Annotated in this window: 17 protein-coding genes; 6 read left to right on the top strand and 11 right to left on the bottom strand. The window is 67.2% G+C overall.

Translation table 11 applies throughout. The annotated features are described in order from the left end of the window. Positions 1-153 precede the first annotated feature (153 nt). Genes DMP23_RS33795 through DMP23_RS33780 form a run of 4 tightly spaced genes read right to left on the bottom strand, consistent with a single transcriptional unit; the run spans position 154 to position 2,791 of the window. Entirely contained in the window at positions 154-999 is an 846-nt protein-coding gene (locus tag DMP23_RS33795; protein WP_134728028.1) for a hypothetical protein, read from the bottom strand. Beyond that, positions 996-1,484: a hypothetical protein gene (locus DMP23_RS33790; protein ID WP_337823505.1), complete on the bottom strand. Its 489-nt coding sequence runs from the start codon at positions 1,482-1,484 to the stop codon at positions 996-998. The genes DMP23_RS33795 and DMP23_RS33790 overlap by 4 nt, the downstream gene beginning before the upstream one ends. A gap of 15 nt (positions 1,485-1,499) precedes the next feature. Continuing rightward, positions 1,500-2,414, bottom strand: a complete 915-nt coding sequence (locus DMP23_RS33785; protein WP_043831317.1) for a hypothetical protein — start codon at positions 2,412-2,414, stop codon at positions 1,500-1,502. After that, a complete protein-coding gene (locus DMP23_RS33780) occupies positions 2,411-2,791 on the bottom strand; it encodes a type VII secretion target (protein WP_443111305.1) in 381 nt (126 codons plus the stop codon). Before DMP23_RS33780 ends, DMP23_RS33785 begins: the two co-directional genes overlap by 4 nt. Positions 2,792-3,105: 314 nt before the next feature. On the opposite strand from DMP23_RS33780, the gene DMP23_RS33775 reads away from it, so the two are divergent. Next, the gene (locus tag DMP23_RS33775; protein WP_337823504.1) at positions 3,106-5,160 is read left to right on the top strand and encodes a hypothetical protein; all 2,055 of its coding nucleotides are present in this window, start codon (positions 3,106-3,108) and stop codon (positions 5,158-5,160) included. On the opposite strand, the gene DMP23_RS33770 is transcribed toward DMP23_RS33775, so the two are convergent. After that, positions 5,122-6,915, bottom strand: a complete 1,794-nt coding sequence (locus DMP23_RS33770; RefSeq protein ID WP_337823503.1) for a hypothetical protein — start codon at positions 6,913-6,915, stop codon at positions 5,122-5,124. The two genes, DMP23_RS33775 and DMP23_RS33770, sit on opposite strands and share 39 nt — an antisense overlap. On the opposite strand from DMP23_RS33770, the gene DMP23_RS33765 reads away from it, so the two are divergent. Continuing rightward, the gene (locus DMP23_RS33765) at positions 6,902-8,911 is read left to right on the top strand and encodes an NB-ARC domain-containing protein (RefSeq protein WP_337823502.1); all 2,010 of its coding nucleotides are present in this window, start codon (positions 6,902-6,904) and stop codon (positions 8,909-8,911) included. The two genes, DMP23_RS33770 and DMP23_RS33765, sit on opposite strands and share 14 nt — an antisense overlap. Here the strand turns inward: DMP23_RS33765 and DMP23_RS33760 are convergent, their stop codons facing one another. The 5 genes from DMP23_RS33760 to DMP23_RS33740 form a co-directional block, all read right to left on the bottom strand. Continuing rightward, positions 8,912-10,531, bottom strand: coding sequence for a hypothetical protein (locus DMP23_RS33760; RefSeq protein WP_337823501.1), 1,620 nt, complete (start codon positions 10,529-10,531; stop codon positions 8,912-8,914). Positions 10,532-10,579: 48 nt separating this feature from the next. Continuing rightward, positions 10,580-10,915, bottom strand: a complete 336-nt coding sequence (locus DMP23_RS33755; protein ID WP_037809218.1) for a hypothetical protein — start codon at positions 10,913-10,915, stop codon at positions 10,580-10,582. A gap of 36 nt (positions 10,916-10,951) precedes the next feature. After that, positions 10,952-11,686 (bottom strand): S1 family peptidase, encoded by a 735-nt coding sequence (locus tag DMP23_RS33750; protein ID WP_337823500.1) that lies wholly within the window; start codon positions 11,684-11,686, stop codon positions 10,952-10,954. A 124-nt stretch (positions 11,687-11,810) separates the two neighbouring features. Beyond that, positions 11,811-12,569, bottom strand: a complete 759-nt coding sequence (locus DMP23_RS33745; RefSeq protein ID WP_037809222.1) for a S1 family peptidase — start codon at positions 12,567-12,569, stop codon at positions 11,811-11,813. Between the two features lie 122 nt (positions 12,570-12,691). Then, positions 12,692-13,066: an FKBP-type peptidyl-prolyl cis-trans isomerase gene (locus DMP23_RS33740; protein ID WP_037809223.1), complete on the bottom strand. Its 375-nt coding sequence runs from the start codon at positions 13,064-13,066 to the stop codon at positions 12,692-12,694. Between the two features lie 163 nt (positions 13,067-13,229). Here DMP23_RS33740 and DMP23_RS33735 point away from each other — a divergent pair, with 163 nt between their 5' ends. The 4 genes from DMP23_RS33735 (at position 13,230) to DMP23_RS33720 (ending at position 19,176) form a co-directional block, all read left to right on the top strand. Then, complete coding sequence (locus DMP23_RS33735) at positions 13,230-16,445, top strand: penicillin acylase family protein (protein WP_336156975.1); 3,216 nt, start codon at positions 13,230-13,232, stop codon at positions 16,443-16,445. A 146-nt stretch (positions 16,446-16,591) separates the two neighbouring features. Continuing rightward, positions 16,592-17,623 carry a trans-sulfuration enzyme family protein gene (locus tag DMP23_RS33730; protein WP_134728020.1) on the top strand — a complete coding sequence of 344 codons (1,032 nt, stop codon included), beginning with the start codon at positions 16,592-16,594 and terminating at the stop codon, positions 17,621-17,623. A gap of 237 nt (positions 17,624-17,860) precedes the next feature. Further along, entirely contained in the window at positions 17,861-18,577 is a 717-nt protein-coding gene (locus tag DMP23_RS33725) for a hypothetical protein (RefSeq protein ID WP_337823499.1), read from the top strand. Then, positions 18,577-19,176 carry a class F sortase gene (locus tag DMP23_RS33720; protein ID WP_037809225.1) on the top strand — a complete coding sequence of 200 codons (600 nt, stop codon included), beginning with the start codon at positions 18,577-18,579 and terminating at the stop codon, positions 19,174-19,176. Before DMP23_RS33725 ends, DMP23_RS33720 begins: the two co-directional genes overlap by 1 nt. A gap of 1 nt (position 19,177) precedes the next feature. On the opposite strand, the gene DMP23_RS33715 is transcribed toward DMP23_RS33720, so the two are convergent. After that, positions 19,178-19,915, bottom strand: coding sequence for a FadR/GntR family transcriptional regulator (locus DMP23_RS33715; RefSeq protein ID WP_037809227.1), 738 nt, complete (start codon positions 19,913-19,915; stop codon positions 19,178-19,180). Between the last annotated feature and the right edge of the window lie 10 nt (positions 19,916-19,925).

Below are 19,925 nucleotides of genomic sequence, written 5' to 3'. Positions count from 1 at the left end.
CGTTGTCGGTCGTTCCTTTGCCCGGGGGCCGAGCCCCCGGACCCCCGCGGTGCCTTTGGTGCGGTTGGCGGGCGGGGCCGGTTTTGGGCGGGCTCGGTCGGGCTGGGTTGTTGGGCTGGGTGTGGGCCAGGGCACATTTTTGGTGGGTGGTGGTTAGAAGGCGTCGTTCACGTCTGGGTGGGGGGCGTTGAGATCGCAGTACGAGTACAGCTCGGTGTGGTTGTCGTCTGCGTTCTTCGGGATGTTCTGCAGCGGGACGATCCAGGTGCTGCGTTCTCCTGGCGAGCAGGACGGGCTCGACGGCGGTTCTTGCGGGCTGCCCGCCGGGTTGCCCTTGCCGTCCGGAGGCACCAGGTCGCCGCCCACGATCGCGCCGTTCGCGTCGCGGAACACGACGGCGGTACGGCGGCTCGCCAGCGCTCGGCAGTTCGTCGATTTCTCGGTGTATCGGACCGCGTCGGCGGGCAGCGACGCCTTCGCGCGGCTGGTCGACTCGTAGGTGTCGGTCGCCGGGGTGAATCCGCCGAGGGCGCCGTTCGGCAGCCAGGTCGTCGTTTGGACGTCGACGTCGGCCGAGATCACCTTGTCTGTCCCGCCGACGTTGATGAGCGGCCTGCCGATGCCGGCTCGTTGACCTGGCAGCAGCACCGGGACCTCCATGGTCATCGGCGCGCCTTGAATCGGGCCGGGCGGCAGGCCGTTGACGGAGACGATCACCTTGAACGTGACTTTGGTCCGGTAGGCGATGCGGTCGCTGGTGTTGCGCAGCACCGCACCCATGCTCGCCAGCCCGGACGACGAAACACCCTTTTCCGCGACTTCGACCGCACCGCCGCCCGGCGCGCTCTTCGCCGACACCGGCTGTTCTCGGACTGAATTCGGAATATCGCACGGCTTCGCCGCCGAGTCGCCGCGGGTGGACAGCACCACCGTGACGACCCCGGCGGCTACGACTAGCGTCGTGACGATTCCGGCCACGACCAGGTTGCGTTTTTTCATTCGTAGTACCGCTTCTTCAGCTCGTCCACCTGGTCTTGGAAGTCCTGGATCAACTTCGCCGCCGCAACGGAAACATCGACGCTGAACTGGTCTTCGGGTATCTCGCGGACGGTTCCGGGCTTGATCGCGACCGAGAAATTCTCCATGCCTACTGCGGAGATAGCGACCCGTTCGCCTGCTGACGCGCCGACTGCTTCGACGTTGGCCCGGTCGGTGAAGAAATGTGAATCACGCAGGTCGTCAACATCGATGTTCAGGCCGGTCTCGTCGATCGCCGCCCGGTACTGCCTCTGCCACCCGGCCCATAGCAGCCGCGCCAGGCTGGCCAGCGCGGTCTCCAGAGCTGATTCGTCGATGAAGTCGTAGACGCTTTCTCCGAACGACACGGTGATATCGGTGCGTCGGCGCAACTCGGCTTCGATTTCCGCACCAGGTGCGCGCACGCGTACCTGAATTCCGTCGAGCCTCTCGGCAAGATCCGGCACAGTCCCCTCCTGTCGTCAGTCCGATCCGCCCATGCCGCTGTCGCTGGCCAGGTCATGTTCGTTCATTCCGGCCAGCTTCGGCCGGGCGGAGACGAGCTTGTCTTTGTTCGCGCGCACGGCGCCGGCGAGCGCCCGCACCTTGTCCGCGATCTCCCGCGTCTCGACCTCTTCGATGTGCCGGTGGAGCTCGTCGATCGCCTGCTTCATCGAGTTGATGATCGTCTCGACGGAGTCCCCCGATGCGGTGAGTCCGGCCACGCCCGCGCTGCCCGCGGAAGCGACCGCCCCGATCGCGGCCAGCGGCACCACGCCTCCCGTCGCGATAGCGACGAAAACACCGCCGACCGCGCCGACCGCGGAGAGCACCGAGAAATCGAAAGTCCACTGGTTCTTGCCGCAACCCCCAGCGTTGTCCAGCGCGTTCTTGGTGTTTTCCGCGATCTTGTCGACGTCGTCGCGGGCCTTGGCCCACATTGCCTGGTGCGCCTGCAGGACACCCTTGAGGGTGGACAACACGGTGAACTGGTTCCCCGCGACAGTTTTGAAGGTGTCGATGAAACCGGCCTTGAACGCCATCGCCGCCTCGCCGGTCCAGCCTTGGAGGTAGCTGCCCGCGGTCGTCATCTTGTCCAAAACCGGGTTGCCCAGACTCACCTCGCTGCTGAGTTCGGTCGTGTGCACCGACCCGGGGTTCACCTTGGCCATCGCCGCGTTGAGGTCGGCGATCAGCGGGTCGTACGCGGAGGGATCGGGCATCCTGGAAAACGGCTCGAACATCGATTCGATGAACGAGTAGTGCTGGTTGAACGGTCCAGGGTCGCGGACCACTCCGGATTGCGTCGCGTACTTTTGATCATGTTCCTTGATCGCCAGCTCGACGGCCTTGTCCTTGATGTCTTTGGCGTGCTGCATAAGCTGGTCGAAGGTCACAGCTTGCCGTCCAGGTCCGGGTCGGTGCGGGCGCGGCGGTGCAGTTCGTCGCTCGCTGATTGATCGGTACCCGCGTAATGCTGTGCCGCTGTGCCGAGCGCGGCAGCCGTGTCGTCCAGATTGGTCTTCGTTTCCTTGAGGAATCCGGCGACAGTCTCGTGCAGATCAAGATATGCCTGGTAGACCGGCCCTAGCGCGCCACCGCCGAACTGCTCTGGGCGGCGCATCGCGCGATCCACGCCGCCGAGGATCCGATCGCAGCTGCTGATCGCGTCCCCGTAGCCGGCCGAGACGGCCGGGAAGTCGACCTTTGCCACTTTCTCCAGTTCATACAGGTCAACGCCAAACTCTTTGCCTTGATGAACCATGTTTCCCACCCCTCAATCCTCATCGCCCGTCATGGTTGCCGTTGCGGGTTCTCTCTTCCTCCTGCGAAAGCGGTCGCTGAAGAGAGCGGCAGGCTGGGGCGAGGATTCCGGGGACGTGCTCGTTCGGCCATCTGCGTCCTCCCCTTGCGCCTGGCCATGCCCGTACCTTCACTGAGCTGATCTGATGGTAACCAAGCTGTCACGGTGTGTCCTGGAAATGACGCAGACCGCGGTTCGTGGGCAGCGTTCAGACAGTGCGATGTTGATGCTCGCGCCCCGGTGAATCGGTAAGCTTGCGGTGACTCGGGGTGAGGGGCGGACTAGTGCACAACGAAGTCAGATCGGTCGACGGCGGTAGTTCTCTCGTGCAGGCGCAGTACATCGGCACGGTCAACCAGCAGCTGCCCGGACCCGAACGGGTGGTGCCGCACGAAACGCCACGAGCGCTGCGGCGATTGGTCGGGCGAAACGAACAAATCGAGGCCTGTCTTGCCGATCAGCGTGTACCGCTCGTCGTGTTCGACGGATTGACTGGGGTCGGTCGGCGCGCGTTGGCCCGGTATGTCGCTGAGCAAGTAAAAGACCGCTATCCCGGCGGGGCCTATTACACGGATTACGCGACGCACACGGTCGACGGCGAGTCGGTGATTTCCGCGGCGCTGCGTTCGTTGTTGCGTCGCGACGGGGTTCGCGACGAAGTGATGCCCGCCGAACCTGGGTTGGCGAGTCTGTGGCGAAGCCGGTCGTCCGGGGCGGCTGCCGTGCTGTTGCTGGAGAACGTCACGGAATCCGAGCAGTTTCTGCAGTTGATGCCTGGCGGGCGGGATTGGCTGGTGCTCGTCGCGGGCCGGGTGGAGTCGCGGCTTGAGGTCCGCGAGGTCGGCGGCGAGACGATCCCCGTCGAGCCGCTCGACGACGAGCAGGCTGCTGAGTTGTTTCGCGAGCTGAGCGGACTGGACGCGGACCCAGACGATCCGGTGGTAGCCGAGATCCTCGGCTACTGCGGCGGATTGCCGTTGGCCATCCGGAACGCCGCGACGCTCGTCGTGGTCGGGCGGTGTCCTTCGTTGCCGGAGCTGGCTGCCCGGCTTCGGCGTTCACGCGCCGAGTTGATGCGATCCGACCGCGGGCCGAACAAGGGGAATCCGGTGTTCGAAGCGACGTACCAGGAAGCGACCGAACCTGCTCAGCGCGCGTACCGGCTGCTCGGCGCGTACCCGGCGATCGACTTCACCCCGCCGGTCTTCGGTCTGCTGATCGGGCTGGACGAGGCCACGTCGAGGGACATTCTCGCCGAGCTGGTTCTGCTGAAGGTGCTCCAGGAAGAGCACGGCCGGTACTCCATGCATCCGCTCGTCCATGACCACGCGGCATCCCTTTCAGGACTGGACGACGAGGAAACACACGAGGCGCTCGCCTGGGTGGTGCGCGGGTTCCGCAACGCCGCCTACTACGCGGACGCGGCGATGATCGGCGTCGAGCGGTACCGGGTCGCGGACGCGCCGGAGATCGCGGACCCCTTCAGCGGCGATCGCCGGGCCAACGGACTGGCCTGGTTCGAGGAGAACCGGCGCGCGCTGCACGAATTGCTGCCGGTGGCCGAGAAGATCGGCCTGGTCGACGAGATTTGGCAGATCGCCGAGTCGCTCGCGGCCTACTACTTCGACCGCAAGCGGCAGGCCGATTCGCTCAGCAGTCTCCGGCACGGCATCAAGGCCGCGGAAGAGGCCGGGAATCGCGCGGCGGAGGCGCGGTTGCGGAGTCTGGCGTCGCGTCCGCTGACGGATCTCGAGCAGTTCGAGCAAGCCGGGGACTTCGTACGACGTTCGATCGAGCTGGCGGATCAGGACGGGCACCTCGTGCTGCGGGCCTCGGTGCGAGAGTTCGCTGGCCGGTACCACGATTTGACCGATCAACGGGAGCTGGCGCAGCAGCGGTACCGCGAGTCGATCGAGTTGAACGAGGCGGCTGGGGAGGCGCGGGGAGAGGCGCTAAGCCGGATGTTCCTCGGCCAGTCGCTCGGCGATGCGGAGGGCCTGCGTGAGTTGGAAACAGCGCATCGCGCGTTCGGCGAGCTTGGCGACAGTCGCTCGGCTGCGCGCGCCTTGCTGATCACCGGTCAGGTGCGCGTGCGCACTGGGCTGCCGGGCGGCGTTGACGCGTTGACCGCGGCGGCAGAGGCTTTCCAAACGAGCGGGGCGACTTTCTACGAGGCCCAGGCTCGGGAGGCGCTGCACGGCGCGCTGGTCGAGGAGAATCCGGCGGAGGCACGCAGCCACCTGGATCGGGCGATTCAACTGTATCGAGAACTGGGCAGTCCGCGGGCGGAGAAGTTGGCGTCAGAAAACGACGGTGGTCTCGACGGAGCCGAGTCGTAGGGACAACGGACGGCCGCCTTCTCGACTGGTCGCCAGACACGCGTGCAGCGTCGAAGCCAGTGCAGCGACGTCAGCTGAGCCGGTGACGGTGAACATCTCGCCGGCCCTGGTGCGCGCGACACATCCGTCCGGGACGGCGGCCGCGGCCAGCGTGCAGGCAGGATGGAGTCGCAATGCGTTGGCACACCAGTCTTCTGGAGCAGGACGCAGTGCGGTTCTGGTGAGCACGGTGGCGTTGCCGATCCGGCCGAGGTTGTCGTCGCTTTCGTCGGCGACCACGTGTCTCAGTCTGGGTGAGGCCCGCTCGACGTCGGGTCGCCATTCTTCTACCGAGCGGGGAAACCGATGCAAGGTAAGGGAATCCGGGCCGGTAAACTCCGGGTACGCGGTGAAGGCGAGCGGAGTGATGGGTTTCGGTTCCGGGTCCGGTGCGCGAAGGAGTTCGAGCGGACGGGGTTCGAGATCCGTCAGACGGAGTACGAGCGCGTGCAGTTCCGCGGTTGCTCCGTGCGGGTTCGCAAAGGTGCGCTCAGCGAGATCCTGCTGCCACGGCTGAGTTTCGGCCTCGTCGATTTGGTCACGCAACGGCCGGTCCCGGGTGAGCCGGGACGCGTGCCGACCGAGCAGTTCGGCGCTGGTGCCGGGCACGACCTCGCTGCCGAACGTGCCAAGCAGCAACGGCCGTCCCGTCGCGGCGGCCAGCAAAGAGACCGATCCGTGGTCCCCGACGACGACGTCCGCGGCGACGATGGCAGCTTGCCATCCGCGTTCCGGCGGGAGGAGCAGCAGCCCGGCGTCCTCGGCCGCGGCGAACCAGGACCGGATCTGGAACGGCCGGTAGCGCGACCAGACGTTGGGATGGAGCACGAGACCGACGGCCGCGGAGTCATAGTCCAGTGACGCCAGCAGCTCGGCCGGGAGCCGAGGACGGCGGCCGATCAACGAGGTCTTCCCCCAGGTAGAGCTGACCAGCACTAATGTGCGATCAGCCACGCCGAGCGCGGCACGGTAGTGCTCGCGGTGCGGTTCGCTCCGGAGAAGCTGCTCGAACTGCGGATCGCCGACGAGCACGGTCCTGCCGTCGGTCAGCGGGTCGGCGTCGCGCAACTGTTTCTGCTGGCTCGGATGCGACACCGCCATCAACACCCGCCCGGACCGCAGCGCGGCGGACGGGATCAGCCCGGAAAGCCGGGTGCCTGCCGAACCGGAGTCGGGAACGTACTTGTGGAATCCGACGCCGTGCGGAAGAACGAGAACCGGTCCGGAGACGTGCTCGAAATCAATGTTTTCGCTAGCCGTGATCGCGAGTGCGTAATGGAGTTCCGGAACGTTTTCCCACGGCGTGCAATGCGCTTCCGCGCGGGCCAGCAACTCCTCGACGCCCGCGCTGAACCGAGACCCGCGGTCGACCGTGAACGTGAAGCGAATCCGCTGGTCATCCTGAAACAGACGGCAGACCTCGAGCAGCTTGATCGCCGAAGTCCAGGTGCGCACGACCCCGAGCACGACGACCGGGTCGAAGGTCCGCCACCTGCTTTGCTGCTTTGCTGCTTTGCTGCTTTGCTGCTTTGCTGCTTTGCTGCTTTGCTGCTTTGCTGCTTTGCTGCTCAATTCAATTCTACCAAATCCGTCCTGGAATTCCTGGGCAGAACCATACCCGGACCCGATCGTGGTGAAAGGCTGGACACGGACCGTGACGTTTCCGGTAGCCTGAGCCGGGACCAGCTGGGCGGGGGAAACGGTGAGCGACGGCAACTACTTCGACGGCGAGGCGGACAAGGTCTTCCAGGCGCGCGACGTGTACGGCGACGTGCACTTCCACGGGCCGCGGCAGCCCGCGGCACCGGCGTTGCAGGTCCAGGCGCCCCCGGAGCATTACCGGAACAACGAGCGTCAGCTGGCCGCGCTCACTCGCATTCATGACGAGGTGCCGGACCGGGTAGCGATCGCGATCGTGCGAGGTGCGCCGGGCAGCGGGCGGACGACGCTGTGCGAAACCTGGCTGCACCAGCATCAGGACCGGTTCGACCGGTTTTACGACGTGCGCGTGGGCCACCGGGCCGGCGCTGATGTGCTGGCCGAGTTGCTGTCCAAGCTGGGTTACGGGCCGGACGAGATGCAGGCGAGTCTCGAGGGGCGTGCGGCGATGTGGCAGTCGCAGACCGCCAAATTCAAGGTCGCGTTGCTGGTCGACGACGCGTTGAGCGCGGCGGAAGTCAAGGCGCTGCTGCCGACGCATCCCGGCTCGTACGTGCTCGTAGTCGGGTCTGGGCTGGAGGCGCTGCGTGCCCGGTATTCCGCTCGCGAAGTCGAGTTGGAACCGTTGAGCGACGAGGCGGCGCTGGGTGTGCTGACGGCACTGGTGGGTGACGAAAAGCTCGCTGCGGAGCCAGAACAGCTGAAAGAACTGTTGCGGATCTGCGCGGGATCTGCCGCGGAACTCAACGTCGCGGGCGTGCTTCTGGCGCGGCCGGGTGCGACGGTGCGGCGGCTGGTCGGGCGGATCCGGGCGAAAGGTGCACTGGCCAGCGCGGTGTACGACGTTGCCTACGAGCAGATGGGCGAGCGTGAGCAAGCGGCGTACCGGATTTTCGGCGCGCATCCGGGCGACGGCACCGTTCGGCTGGAAACTGTGGCGGCGCTTCTCGCCCTCGACGAGTACGACACTGAGGACACCCTGCAGAAGCTGGTCTCTGCCAAGTTGATCGAGGTCATCGGGGGTCGCTACCGGATGTCCGAGCTGGCGCGCATGCATGCCGCGACGCTGGCCGGTGAGCTTTCCGACGCCGTGGTCGGTTACTACGCCGAGCACGGGCTCCGGATCGCGGAACGCGCGCTGTCTACTGGCTGGCCGAAGAAGATCTGGCCGGGCTTCACTCCAGTGCCAGCCGACGTGGATGCCTGGGAGTGGTTGTTCGACGAGCAGGGGAACCTGGCTGCCGCGGCGGAGGTCGCGTTGCAGGAGGGGGCGCACGAAAACGTCATCCGGCTGGCGAGGGCGTTGTGGCCGGTCTACAAAGACGGCGCTTACCCCGTCGAACTGTTGGCGGTGAGCCAGGACGCGGTCCGGGCCGCGCAGGCTGCCGCGATGCCGCTTGCCGAGGGGTTGGTCCGTACCCAGCTCGGGTTCGCTCAGCTGCAGCGGCGGGATTGGGCGGCGGCGTTGGAGCAGTACGCGGCGGCGGCCGAGTTGGCTACGACGCCGGACGAACACGCGTCCGCGCTGGAAGCACGAGGGCTCGCGTTCTTCGAGCCGGGGTTGATCGCGCAGCAGCAGGGGCGGCCGGACGACGCGGTTCCGCTGCTGGGCCAGGCGGAAGTCTGCTTTCGGGAAAGTCTCGAGCTTGCCGAGCAGATCGGTGATCCTCGTAGGCTCGCGTTGATCCGGATGCATCTGGCCAAGGTCGTGCCGCCGGAGGAAGCGGCCGTCTTGCTGGAGCAGGCGGAGCAGGGCCTGAAGGACGAACCGGGCAATCTGGTGAAGATCCGGCTGTGGCAGGGGCGGAAGCTGATCGAGGCTGGTTCGTACGAGGAAGGCGCGACTCTGCTGGCCGAACTCGATGCCGCGGCGGAGAAGGCCAAGCTGCAGCGAGAACGTATCGCCGCGTTGCGGTCTCGGGCGGAGGCCGCGCTTGCTCGTGGCTACCGTGACCAGGCGAAGGCGCACGCGGAGGACGCGTTGGGCATCGCACAGCTGCACGGATTCACGGCCGAGGCGACCGATCTGCTGATCTGGATCGAACAGCTCTGACTATCCATAGTGGACAGTAAGTCGCACCTCGTGCTTGCGGCCGCCCGCGGTGAACGGAAGCTGTTCGGGGAAGTCGAGGCCCAGTTGGTCGCGCGTGTACAGCAGCGACGGCACGGCCTGCGGCAGGTCGGTGCCGGTGAAGGAGACGACCAGGCCGTCTCGGCTGCCGGCTAGCCAGCCTGGTCCGGCTTGGCACGCGGCCCATTCGCAGCCGGGGAATTCGGCGAGGGTGACGGCGATCCAGCGGCCTGGGTCGGGGAAGCGGTCGCCCAGCACGATGTCGGCGCGGCGTAGTTGGCGTGGGTCGGGGGCATCGACGTGGACTACTAGGTGAGCCTCAGGTGTGGTGGTGGCGAATCTGGTGACGTCGTCGCCGCGGACGCGGACCCACTGTGCGCCGGGCTCGGGGCGGTGGACGCGCGGCAGCGGGAACGCGATGAATCCGGCTGGTCGGGCTGGCGGCGGGAGTTTGAGCGTGCGGTAGCCGAGGTCGGTCAGGAGGGCGGCGGACTGGCCGGGGACGCTGGTGGCGAGGGAGGTCGCGGCGACCAGGTCCGCGGGCTGGGTCGCGGTGCGCAGTTGGTCGGCCAGGTTTTCGTCGGTCAATGAAGGGGCGGCGCGCAGCAGGGCGGCTACCGGGGAATCCGGATCGACGGCGTCGTGTGGTGCGGCGGCCAGCAGGACTGGGGTGCCCAGGCAGGCCGAGTAATACGTGACGGAGCCGTGGTCGCCGATGGTGACGTCGGCGGCTACCGCGGCTGGTTGCCACAGATCTTCTTCCGGCAGGACGATTACGCCTGCGCGCTCGCATTCTTGCAGCCACTGTTTCAGTTGCCACGGGTAATGGCCCTGGCCGATGTTCGGGTGCAGGGCCAGGACGACGGCGAATTCGTCCAACGGTAGTTGCTGGGCGATGCGTTGGGGGAGGTCTGGGCCGGAGCCGTACGACGAGAGTTGGCCCCACGTCGAGGAGATCAGTACCAGGGTTTGTTCGCCGGTTACGCCGAGGGCTTGGCGGTAGGACTCGCGGAGTTCCCGGGCGTCGCGCAGGCGGTCCAGGCAGGAGTCTCCGGCGATGACGGCGTGGTCAGCGGCTTCCGGACAGTACTGCCGCAGCCGGGTGAGTTGTTCGGGGTGGGACAGGACGTGATGTTCGGCGATCACCTCGCCGTTGTGCATCAGCCATTGCTCGGACAACCCGAAAACCGGTTTCCGGTTTCCGGTTTCCGGTTTCCGGTTTCCGGTTTCCGGTTTCCGGTTTCCGGTTTCCAAGAATTTATTATACCCCATTCCGTGCGGCAAAACCGTCAACGGAGCGCGCAATTTATGCAAATCCCCGCCGTAACTGGCCGCCAGCGCCCAGTCGAAGTCCTCCGTCACGACGTCTTCCCACGGCTCCAGCGGGATCCCGCGCGCGGCGAGGTACTCCTGCGTCCCCCGGGTGAACGCGCTCGAATCCGGGCACGTGAACACCACCTGCACCCGGGGATCCCCGGCGAACAGCGGCAGCACGTCCAGCAAGCGGGTCGCGGCGGTGACGTTGTGTACTACCGCCAGCAGCGTCCGTTCCGTGGGCACGGTGCGCCATCGGCGCGGCACGGGGTAAGACGACGACGGCACGGAGAGCGATCCTACCGATCGCGCTCCGTGCCGGTCGTCGGAAAAGGCTCAGAGACTGATATTGCCTTGTACGTCACGCAGCTGGACGACCTTGGCCCCTTCGGCCACGGTGCCCACGTGGTTCGTCACCCCGCCGCTGCGGGCCTCCTGGTGCACCTCGAACTCGGTGCGCAGCGCCGCGCCGAAGTCCGGGTCCTGGCGGCTGGCCTCGTCGAGGCGTTCGGCCAGTGCGGTGACGGTGGCCGGGTTGTCGGGGGTGGCCGCCTCCAGTTCCGCGGTTGCCTTGCTGTTGCCGGAGAACTTGCGCTTGACCAGGTCATACAGCCCGGTCGCGGCCTTTGTGGCCAGCGCGGTGGCGACAGCGGTCAGGATCGGCTCGGGCATGCGACTCTCCTCAGGTCGGCGGCCCCTCCACCGTACTCACTTCGCGTGCTCGTCGATCCAGTCGGCGATCACATCGATGCGCGACGTCGTCTCCGCGCCGGTGTGCGGGCAGTCCGGGCCGTTGTTCTCGATCGAGATCAGCTTGCCGTCGGTGAAGTACGGCGCGCCCGTGTCGTAGGTGCACGCGCTGGTGGACGCTTGCGGGGCGACGCCGTGGATGCCGACTGTCGTGCCGCCGACCGACGAGATCTTCATCGTGCCCTGCTGCAGCTGCTTGGACGGCACCGGATTCTGCGCCGTCCGGCTGCCCCAGCCCGCTAGCGTCACCTGCTGTCCGACGCCGGGCACCAGGTGGTTCACCGTGAGCGGCTTGATCTCGGAGACCGGGCTGTCGAGCTGGGCCAGCGCGACGTCGTTCGGGCCGGCTTGCAGGACCTGGGTGACCTTGCGCTGGACGCCTTTCTCCTTGGTCTCGTCGACCAGACCCAGCGACACCGTCGTCGGGTACGGCACCGGGCCGGACACCCGGTTCTTGTTGGCGTCGTGGAAACAGTGGCCGGTGGTGACGATCCACTGCGGTGCGACGAGCGCTGCCGAACAGAAGCTCGAGTACGTGCTTCCGTTCGGCAGCGGGATTCCGGTCATGCTCAGCTTCGCGGCGAAGCCGAATTGGCCTGGCGGGACGTCAGAACCGTTGGCGACGGCCAAGGCCGGGCTCGCGGTGAGGATGGGCAGGAGTACTGCTGCGGAGATCGCGGCGCGGACGCGCATTCTGTCCCTTCGTCCGGGTCACCGGCGGACGCCGATGAACTCGGCCTTCCACGCTAACGACACCGTCCGCGATGCGGAATTCCCTTGATGGGCGACGAAAACCGACCGATCTCGCGACTTGTCCTCACTGGGTGTGCGAGGCGATCCAGTCCTTGAGGATGTCGACGCGCGCGGTCGTCTCCGGCGTGGAGTGGGGGCAGTCCGGGCCGGTCGACTCGACCGAGACGAGCCGGCCGGTGTTGTCGCCGTCGTCGACGAAGTACGGCGCGCCCGAGTCGTAGCTGCACGCGCTGGTGTCCTTCTTCGGCGAGACGCCGATGATGCTCGCGGTGGTGGCGTCCGAGCCGACCACCTGCATCTCGCCCTGCTGCAGCTTGTCCGACGGCTTCGGCGAAACCTCGGTCAGGCTGCCCCATCCGGCGAGCAGCACCTTCTGGCCGTTGGTCGGCGCGGCGGGCGAAACAGTCAGCGGCTTGATGTCGGTGACCGGCTGGTCGAGCTTCGCGAGCGCGACGTCGTTGACGCCCGCCTGCTGCACCTCGGTGACCTGCCGACGCTCGCCCTTGCCCGGCTCGTCGGTGGTCGCGCCGAGGAGCACCGAAGTCCCGTACGGCACCGGGCCGGAAACCGGCTTGCGGTTGACGTCGTGGAAACAGTGCCCGGCGGTGATGATCCACTGCGGCGCGATCAGGGAACCCGAGCATCCGCTCGAATAAGTGGTGCCGTCCGCGCGCGGGATGACGGGCATCGACAGCTTGGCCGCGAACGGATACTCGCCGGGCGCCACATCGTTGCCGTTCGCGACCGCGGACGCGGGAGCCGCGACGGCGAGCGCGGCGCCGGCGGCGAGGAAGGCAGCGGAAAGGGCAGCACGCAAACGCATGAAATATCCTCCGGAAGACGACTACTCAATGCGAACGTTAGGCGCCTTCCGGTTCCCCCGAAAGGGGGATCAGCCGGGGCTGCCCGTTCGGGCTTTCCCGGCTGCCCGCGTTTTCGTGCAGATCAGCTCACGCCGACGAGATCGACGACGAAAATCAGCGTTTCGTTCGGGGCGATCACACCGCCCGCGCCGCGTTCGCCGTAAGCCAGGTGCGGCGGGATGACCAGTTGGCGGCGGCCGCCGACCTTCATGCCGGTCACGCCCTGGTCCCAGCCCGGGATGACCTGGCCGGCACCGAGCTGGAAATCGAGCGGCGCGCCGCGGTCGTAAGAGGCGTCGAATTGCGCGCCGGTGGAGTGCGAGACGCCGACGTAATGCACGCTGACCGCATTGCCGGACTTGGCTTCGGGGCCGTCGCCGACCGTGATGTCTTTGATCTGCAGCTCGGCGGGCGGCGGTCCGTCCGGGCGCTCGACTTGGGGCTTTTCCACGCTCATGGGGCTCACCGTACCTATCGGGCAAACGCTGCGCCGGATGGAGTACCGCCAGACGGACTACTCCCAACGAGGGGATAAACGCGAAAACTCTTCACATGTGCGCTACCCGTCGGTAGCGTGCGCTGGGTCACCCTGGGGCATCCTTCGTGGACGGAGCTGTGGCATGCGACGACGCATTCCCATCCTGGCCGCGGGCGCGGTAGCCGTGCTCACGGCCGGGCTAGTGCAGATCGGGACCGCGGCACCGGCTTCCGCCGCGTTGCCCGGCAACGACTATTGCGCTGGCCAGTGCAACGACATCCTCCCGCCGGGCGAGAACGGCAGCGCGACGCTCGCCGAAATCCTCGCCAACAAGGCGTTCGGCACTCAGCCCGGGCACGCCGACGACCAGCTCGGCAAATACGCCGATCTGGCGGGCGGGTACAAGACCCTGACGACCGACACGATCGGCAAATTCTTCAACGACTCGTCCTTCGGGGTGCCCGCCGACCAGGTCGCGAGCACGATCAAACCGCGCGACGACGTGACGATCACGCGTGACAAGGCCACCGGCGTCCCGCACATCCAGGGCACGACGCGGTCCGGCACCGAATACGGCGCGGGATACGCCGCGGCGCAGGATCGCTTGTGGCTCATGGACATCATGCGTCGCGTCGGCCGCGGCCAGCTGACGTCGTACGCGGGCGGCGCGGAAGCGAACCGCGAGCTGGAGCAGTCTTTCTTCGCCTCCGCGCCCTACACCGAGGACGAGCTGCAGCAGCAGATCGACGCGGTGGCGGCGAGCGGTCCGCGCGGCAAGCAGGGTCTCGCCGACGCGCAGGCGTACATCGAAGGCATCAACAAATACATCACCGATTCGCACAACGGCCGGTACTTCCCCGGCGAATATGTGCTGACCGGGCACGTCGACGCGATCACCAACGCGGGCACCATCGAACCGTTCAAGCTCACCGACCTCGTCGTGCTCGCCTCGGTGGTCGGCGCGCAGTTCGGCGCCGGCGGTGGCGGCGAGGTGCAGAACGCGGTCGCGAAGCTGGCGCTGCAGGAGAAGTACGGCGTCGAGCAGGGCGAAAAGGTGTGGCAGAGCCTGCGTGCCGCGGATGACCCCGAGGCCGTGAAGACCCTGCACGACGGGCAGAACTTCCCGTACGGCAACACTCCGGCGAACCCGCAGGGCGCGGCGTTGCCGGACAAGGGCTCGGTGACGAACCAGCAGCTCGTGTTCGACCCGACCGGTTCGGCCGCCGCCGCGCAGCCGAAGGTCAAGGTCGCCGCGCCGAAGGACCAGGAGTCCGCGCGCGGCATGTTCGACAACGGCGTGCTGCCGGGCAACATGCTCAAGGAAAAGCACGGCATGTCCAACGCGCTGCTGGTGTCCGGTGCGAAGACCGCCAGCGGGCATCCGGTCGCCGTGTTCGGTCCGCAGACCGGGTACTTCGCGCCGCAGCTGTTGCTGCTGCAGGAAATCCAGGGGCCGGGCATCAGCGCGCGGGGCGCGTCGTTCGCCGGGCTCAGCATGTACGTGCTGCTCGGCCGCGGCCAGGACTACTCGTGGAGCGCGACGACCGCGGCGCAGGACATCATCGACACCTACGCGCTGCCGCTGTGCGACCCGAGCGGCAAACCGGCCACAAAGGACTCGAACTACTACCTCTACCAGGGCAAATGCCTTCCGATGGACACCGTGGAGCGCAAGAACGCCTGGTCGCCGACGGTCGCGGACGGCACCGCCGCCGGGTCCTACACCCTGCGCAGCTACCGCACGAAGTACGGCCCGGTGACCTCGCGGGCGACGGTGGACGGGAAGCCGGTGGCGTACTCGTCGCTGCGGTCCTCGTACTTCCACGAGGTGGATTCGCTGATCGGGTTCCAGGAGTTCAACGACCCGGGCTTCGTCAAATCGGCCGCGGACTTCCAGCGCGCCGCGAACGACGTCAACTTCACCTTCAACTGGTTCTACGCGGATTCGAAGGACATCGCGTACTTCAACTCCGGCGCGAACCCGGTGCGCAATTCCACTGTGGACCCGATGATGCCCGCGTGGGGCGATCGCGGGTTCGACTGGAAGGGCTGGAACCCGGCGGGCAACAAGGCGGACTACACGCCCGCGTCGGAACATCCGCAGTCGGTGAACCAGGACTACTACATCAGCTGGAACAACGCGCAGTCCAACGGCTACGCGTCCGGCGGCGCGGACAAGTCCGCCGTGCACCGCGGCGATCTGCTCGACGCGCGGGTCAAGGCGCTGCTTTCCAGCGGCACCAAGGTGACCCGGGTGAACCTGACCCAGGCGATGGAGGACGCCGCGCTGGCCGACCTGCGGGCGGAGAAGGTGCTGCCGCTGTTGTTGCAGGTGCTGGACAAGGCTCCGCTCACCGGTGCCGCGGCGGACGCCGAGGCGAAGCTGAAGACGTGGATGCAGCACGGACACCAGCGCGTCGAGTCCAGTCCGGGCAGCAAGACCTACAACGACGCGGACGCGATCCGGATCATGGACGCGTGGTGGCCGCTGCTGGTCACCGGCGAGTTCAAACCGGCGATGGGCGACGACGCGTTCGGCGCGATGACGAACGTGCTGCAGATCAACGAGAGCCCGTCCGGCTTCCAGAACGAGACGCCGGGCAAGCACGTCGGGCAGCCGCACCAGGGTTCGGCGTACCAGCACGGCTGGTGGGGTTACGTCAGCAAGGACATCCGCACCGCGCTCGGACAGCCGGTCGCGGGTCCGCTCGGCGCGAAGTTCTGCGGCGGCGGCGACCTGACCGCGTGCCGCCAGACCCTGGTCGATTCGTTGACCGCGGCCGCCGGCCAGCCCGCGAACACGGTGTACCCGGGCGATGCCGACTGCTCGGCGGGTGACCAGTGGTGCGCGGACACGATCATCCAGCGTCCGCTGGGCGGCATCGCGCACGGCAAGATCAGCACGCAGAACCGGCCGACGTTCCAGCAGGTCGTGGAGTACCCGGCGCATCGCGGCGACAATGTCTCGAACCTCGCGGCGGGTAAGCCGGTGAACGCTTCCAGCGCGGAAACCGGCTTCTACAACTCCCCGGCCTCGAACGCCGTCGACGGCAACCCCGGCACGCGCTGGGCGAGCGACTGGAGCGACAACCAGTCGATCACCGTGGACCTCGGCTCGGTGCAGAAGGTTTCGCGAGCGGTGTTGTCGTGGGAGAAGGCGTATGCGAAGGGATACAAGATCCAGCTGTCCACCGACGGCACCGACTGGCACGACGCAGCTGTGGTGACCGACGGGAACGGCGGGGCGGACAACGTCTCGTTCGCGCCTTCGGACGCGCGGTTCGTTCGGATGCAGGGAGTCACTCGCGGGACTAAGTACGGGTATTCGCTGTACGAGTTCGAGGTTTACGCGCACTGACCGCAGTCGTTGCGGAACCGCCCCGGCCAGCAGGATCGGCCGGGGCGGTTCTTGTGCTCTGGGTATCGCCCACGTTGTGGAATGGCTGACCACCTGGTGACATTCGTCGCCTGCCGTTTCGGCGGTCGCGAAGTTACCGTGTCCGCATGGACGACTGGACTCCGCGGACCCGCGCGATCGCGGCGGGCCGGCCGCACGGCCCTGGCGAGCCGCTGAACACGCCGATCGTGGCCACGAGCACCTTCGAGGCCGGCGGTGACGCGGTGTATTCCCGCTCCGACGGCACCGCTACCTGGGACGCCTTCGAAGAGGTCGTCGGGTCCCTTGAAGGTGGCACCGCGGTGTCCTTCGCGTCTGGCGTCGCGACGTTGTCCGCCGTGCTGGATTCGTTGCCGGTCGGGTCGACGGTCGCGGTTCCGTCGTTCAGTTACGCCGTCACGCGCGGAGCGTTGAAGCACGCGCAGCAGCTCGGTCGGCTCACGGTCACCGAATTGGAGCCGACGGACACGCAGGCGTGGCTCGACTGCGACGCCGATCTGTTGTGGCTCGAATCGCCGACTAACCCGACGCTCGACGTGATGGAGATCGAGACCATCGCGCGCGGCACTAGGGGACGCGTAGTCGTCGACAACACCTTCGCGACTTCGCTGCACCAGCAACCGCTGTCGCTCGGCGCGGACATCGTTGTGCACAGCGCGACGAAGCTCATCGGCGGACACAGCGACCTTCTGCTCGGCGTCGCGGTCGCGGCCGATCAGGACATTGTGGACGAACTTCGCGCGGCGCGGACTCGGGTCGGCGCGACGCCGGGTGCGCTTGAAGCGTGGCTCGCGTTGCGCGGTTTGCGGACGCTTCCGGTTCGTCTTGCCGAGCAAACTCGCACCGCGCAATTGCTGGTGTCCCGGTTGGCGGAACACCCGGCGGTAACCAAGGTCCGCTATCCCGGTTTCGGGATGATGGCGGCGTTCGAGGTCGCCGACGCCGACGCTGCGGACAAGGTGTGCGCGAGTGTCCGGTTGATCCGGCCCGCGACCAGTCTCGGCGGGGTGGAAAGCCTGGTGGAACGGCGCGCGTGGCTGCCCGGCGAGGAACGCGTGCCGCCGGGGCTCATCCGGTTTTCGATCGGTTTGGAAGACCCGGAAGACCTGTGGCGGGATTTGCTGACCGCGCTCGGCTGATTTCCGCCATTCTTTAACGAGGGCTGTGCGGGTTGCCTCGCAACTGTTACGGTATGGGCACGACGGGCCGGATTCCCGGCGATCGGGCGGAATCATCGCTAGCGAGAAGGCGTTCGTTACCGCTTTCCCTCGTGTCATTAATCACCAGCTAAAGGGTTACCCCTATGTGCTGAATGTTCGGCAGGATCAGCACGCGCGGTGGGGGTCATCGCGCTTTTCCTCAGAGGGGTAATCATCTTGAAGAAGACCCTGGGCAGACTTGCGGGCGCAGTGCTCGCGGGCGCCCTGATCAGCCTCACCGTCGTGCCTGCCGCGAACGCGGAGACCGCGCCGGAAACCTCGGCCTCGGCTCCGGCCACCTCGGGCGAGACGGCTCCCACCTCGGAGGCCCCGGCCAGCGAGACCGGCAAGCCGACCGAGACGAGCAAGCCGACCGAGACCGGCGCGCCGACGGAGACCGGCAAGCCGACCGAGACCGGCAAGCCGACTGAGACGGGCAAGCCGACCGAGACCGGCAAGCCGACTGACACCAGCAAGCCGACCACGCCGTCCTCGGAGACCTCCACTCCGGAAGAGCCGCCGTACGTCGACGACACCGGCTACGGCGTCGACCTCGACGAGAACCTCGGCGTCGTCGTGATCGCGTGCGCGGCGGGCGAGCCGACCGGCCTGCGCTCCAACGACTTCGACCTCCTCGAGGGCCCGCACCAGGACGAGACCGACGGTCGCTACTGGGAGTGGCTCGTCAAGCGCCACGACGGCGTCTCCTTCGACAGCGGCACCGTGCGCGCGGAGTGGACCTGCGGCGGCAAGCCGACCGATGGCGGCACGCTTCCCCCAGCGGGCGGCGCGGGCGCTGGTTCGGCCGGCACCACCGGCGGCCAGGGCGGCTCGCAGGTGAAGTACGCGCCGAAGCACGGCATCGAGACCGGCTTCGGGGGCATGGCCGCCTGATGACCAGGAAGTACGGGCAGGGCGTCGCTCTCGCGGGCGCTCTGCTCCTCTCCCTCTCGCTGAGCGCGTGCGGCGGTTCGGACGCCCCGGCGGCGCCGGCCGCGCAGGCCCCGGCCAGTGCGGCGGTTCCGGTGACCAAGCCGTTCACCGGGCTGCGGCCGACCTCGGTCGAGATCCCGAAGATCGGCGCGAAATCGTCGCTGATCACCGTCCTGCCGAACAAGGACGGGCAGATTTCGGTGCCGTCGGTGAAGAACCCGATGCAGGCCGCGTGGTACCGGCTCTCGCCGGTGCCGGGCGACGTGGGCCCGGCGATCGTGCTCGGGCACGTCGACGGCAACCACAAGCCGGGCATCTTCTACAAGCTCAAGGACGTCAACCCGGGCGACGAGATCGACATCGAACGCAGCGACGGCAAGAAGCTGAAGTTCGTCGTGGACCACAAGGACCAGGTCCCCAAGGACACGTTCCCGACCCAGGCCGTCTTCGGCAACACGGACAAGCCGCAGCTGCGCCTCATCACCTGCGGCGGCGTGTTCGACCACGCCGAGCACAGCTACAAGGACAACATCGTGGTGTACGCGAACCTGGTCTCCTGACTCAGGTCAGCAACGGGGTGAGCAGCGTTCGCTGTTCCTTCGGCACATACTCCGAGTAGTTGTCATACAGCGCTTGCCGCGCCAGCCGCGCCGCCGACTCTCCGTCGGCGGCGCGGATCGCGTTCAGCACCTCTTCGTGGTGGCGCAGCCAGGAACGCATCAGCGTGCCGCGGTCGTTGGCGTGGCTGAGTTTGTCCTCGATCAATTCCAGCACGACGCCGCGGACCACTTCGCCGCTCACCACCAGCAGCGGATTTCGGGACACCCGGGCAATGACGTCGTGGAATGCGACGTCCGCGCGGCTGAATTCGGCGTATCCGTCCGCCTCCGCCATTCCTTCCAACGCGCCGTCGAGCGCGGTCAAATCCTCGGCGGTGCGCAGTTCCGCGGCCAGCAGGTGCGACGAACCGTCGAGCACCATCCGGAATTGCAGCAGTTCCGCGAGTCCGACGTGTTCCGCGCGCGCCAGCCGGTGCATCGACCGGTGCAACGCGCCCGGGGACGCGGCCAGCACCTCGGGTCCGCGCGGATCGCCCGGTCGCGACCGGATCAGCTCGGCGGCCTGCAACACCCGCAGCGCCTCGCGCACGGTCGAGCGGCCGACGCCGAACTGCGTCATCAGCTCCCGTTCGCCGGGCAGCCGTTCGCCGGGCTTGAGGCGGCCGCTGACCACGGCCTCCTCGATCTGCTCGACGATCCGCTCGTAGGCGCGGACCGGAGCCACCGGTTCGAACTTCATCTTGACCTCG

The sequence above is a fragment of the Amycolatopsis sp. A1MSW2902 genome (assembly GCF_017312175.1).
Taxonomy (GTDB): domain Bacteria; phylum Actinomycetota; class Actinomycetes; order Mycobacteriales; family Pseudonocardiaceae; genus Amycolatopsis; species Amycolatopsis nivea.
The sequence above is the reverse complement of the archived record's forward strand: the minus strand, read 5'-3'. Positions and strand labels throughout refer to the sequence as shown.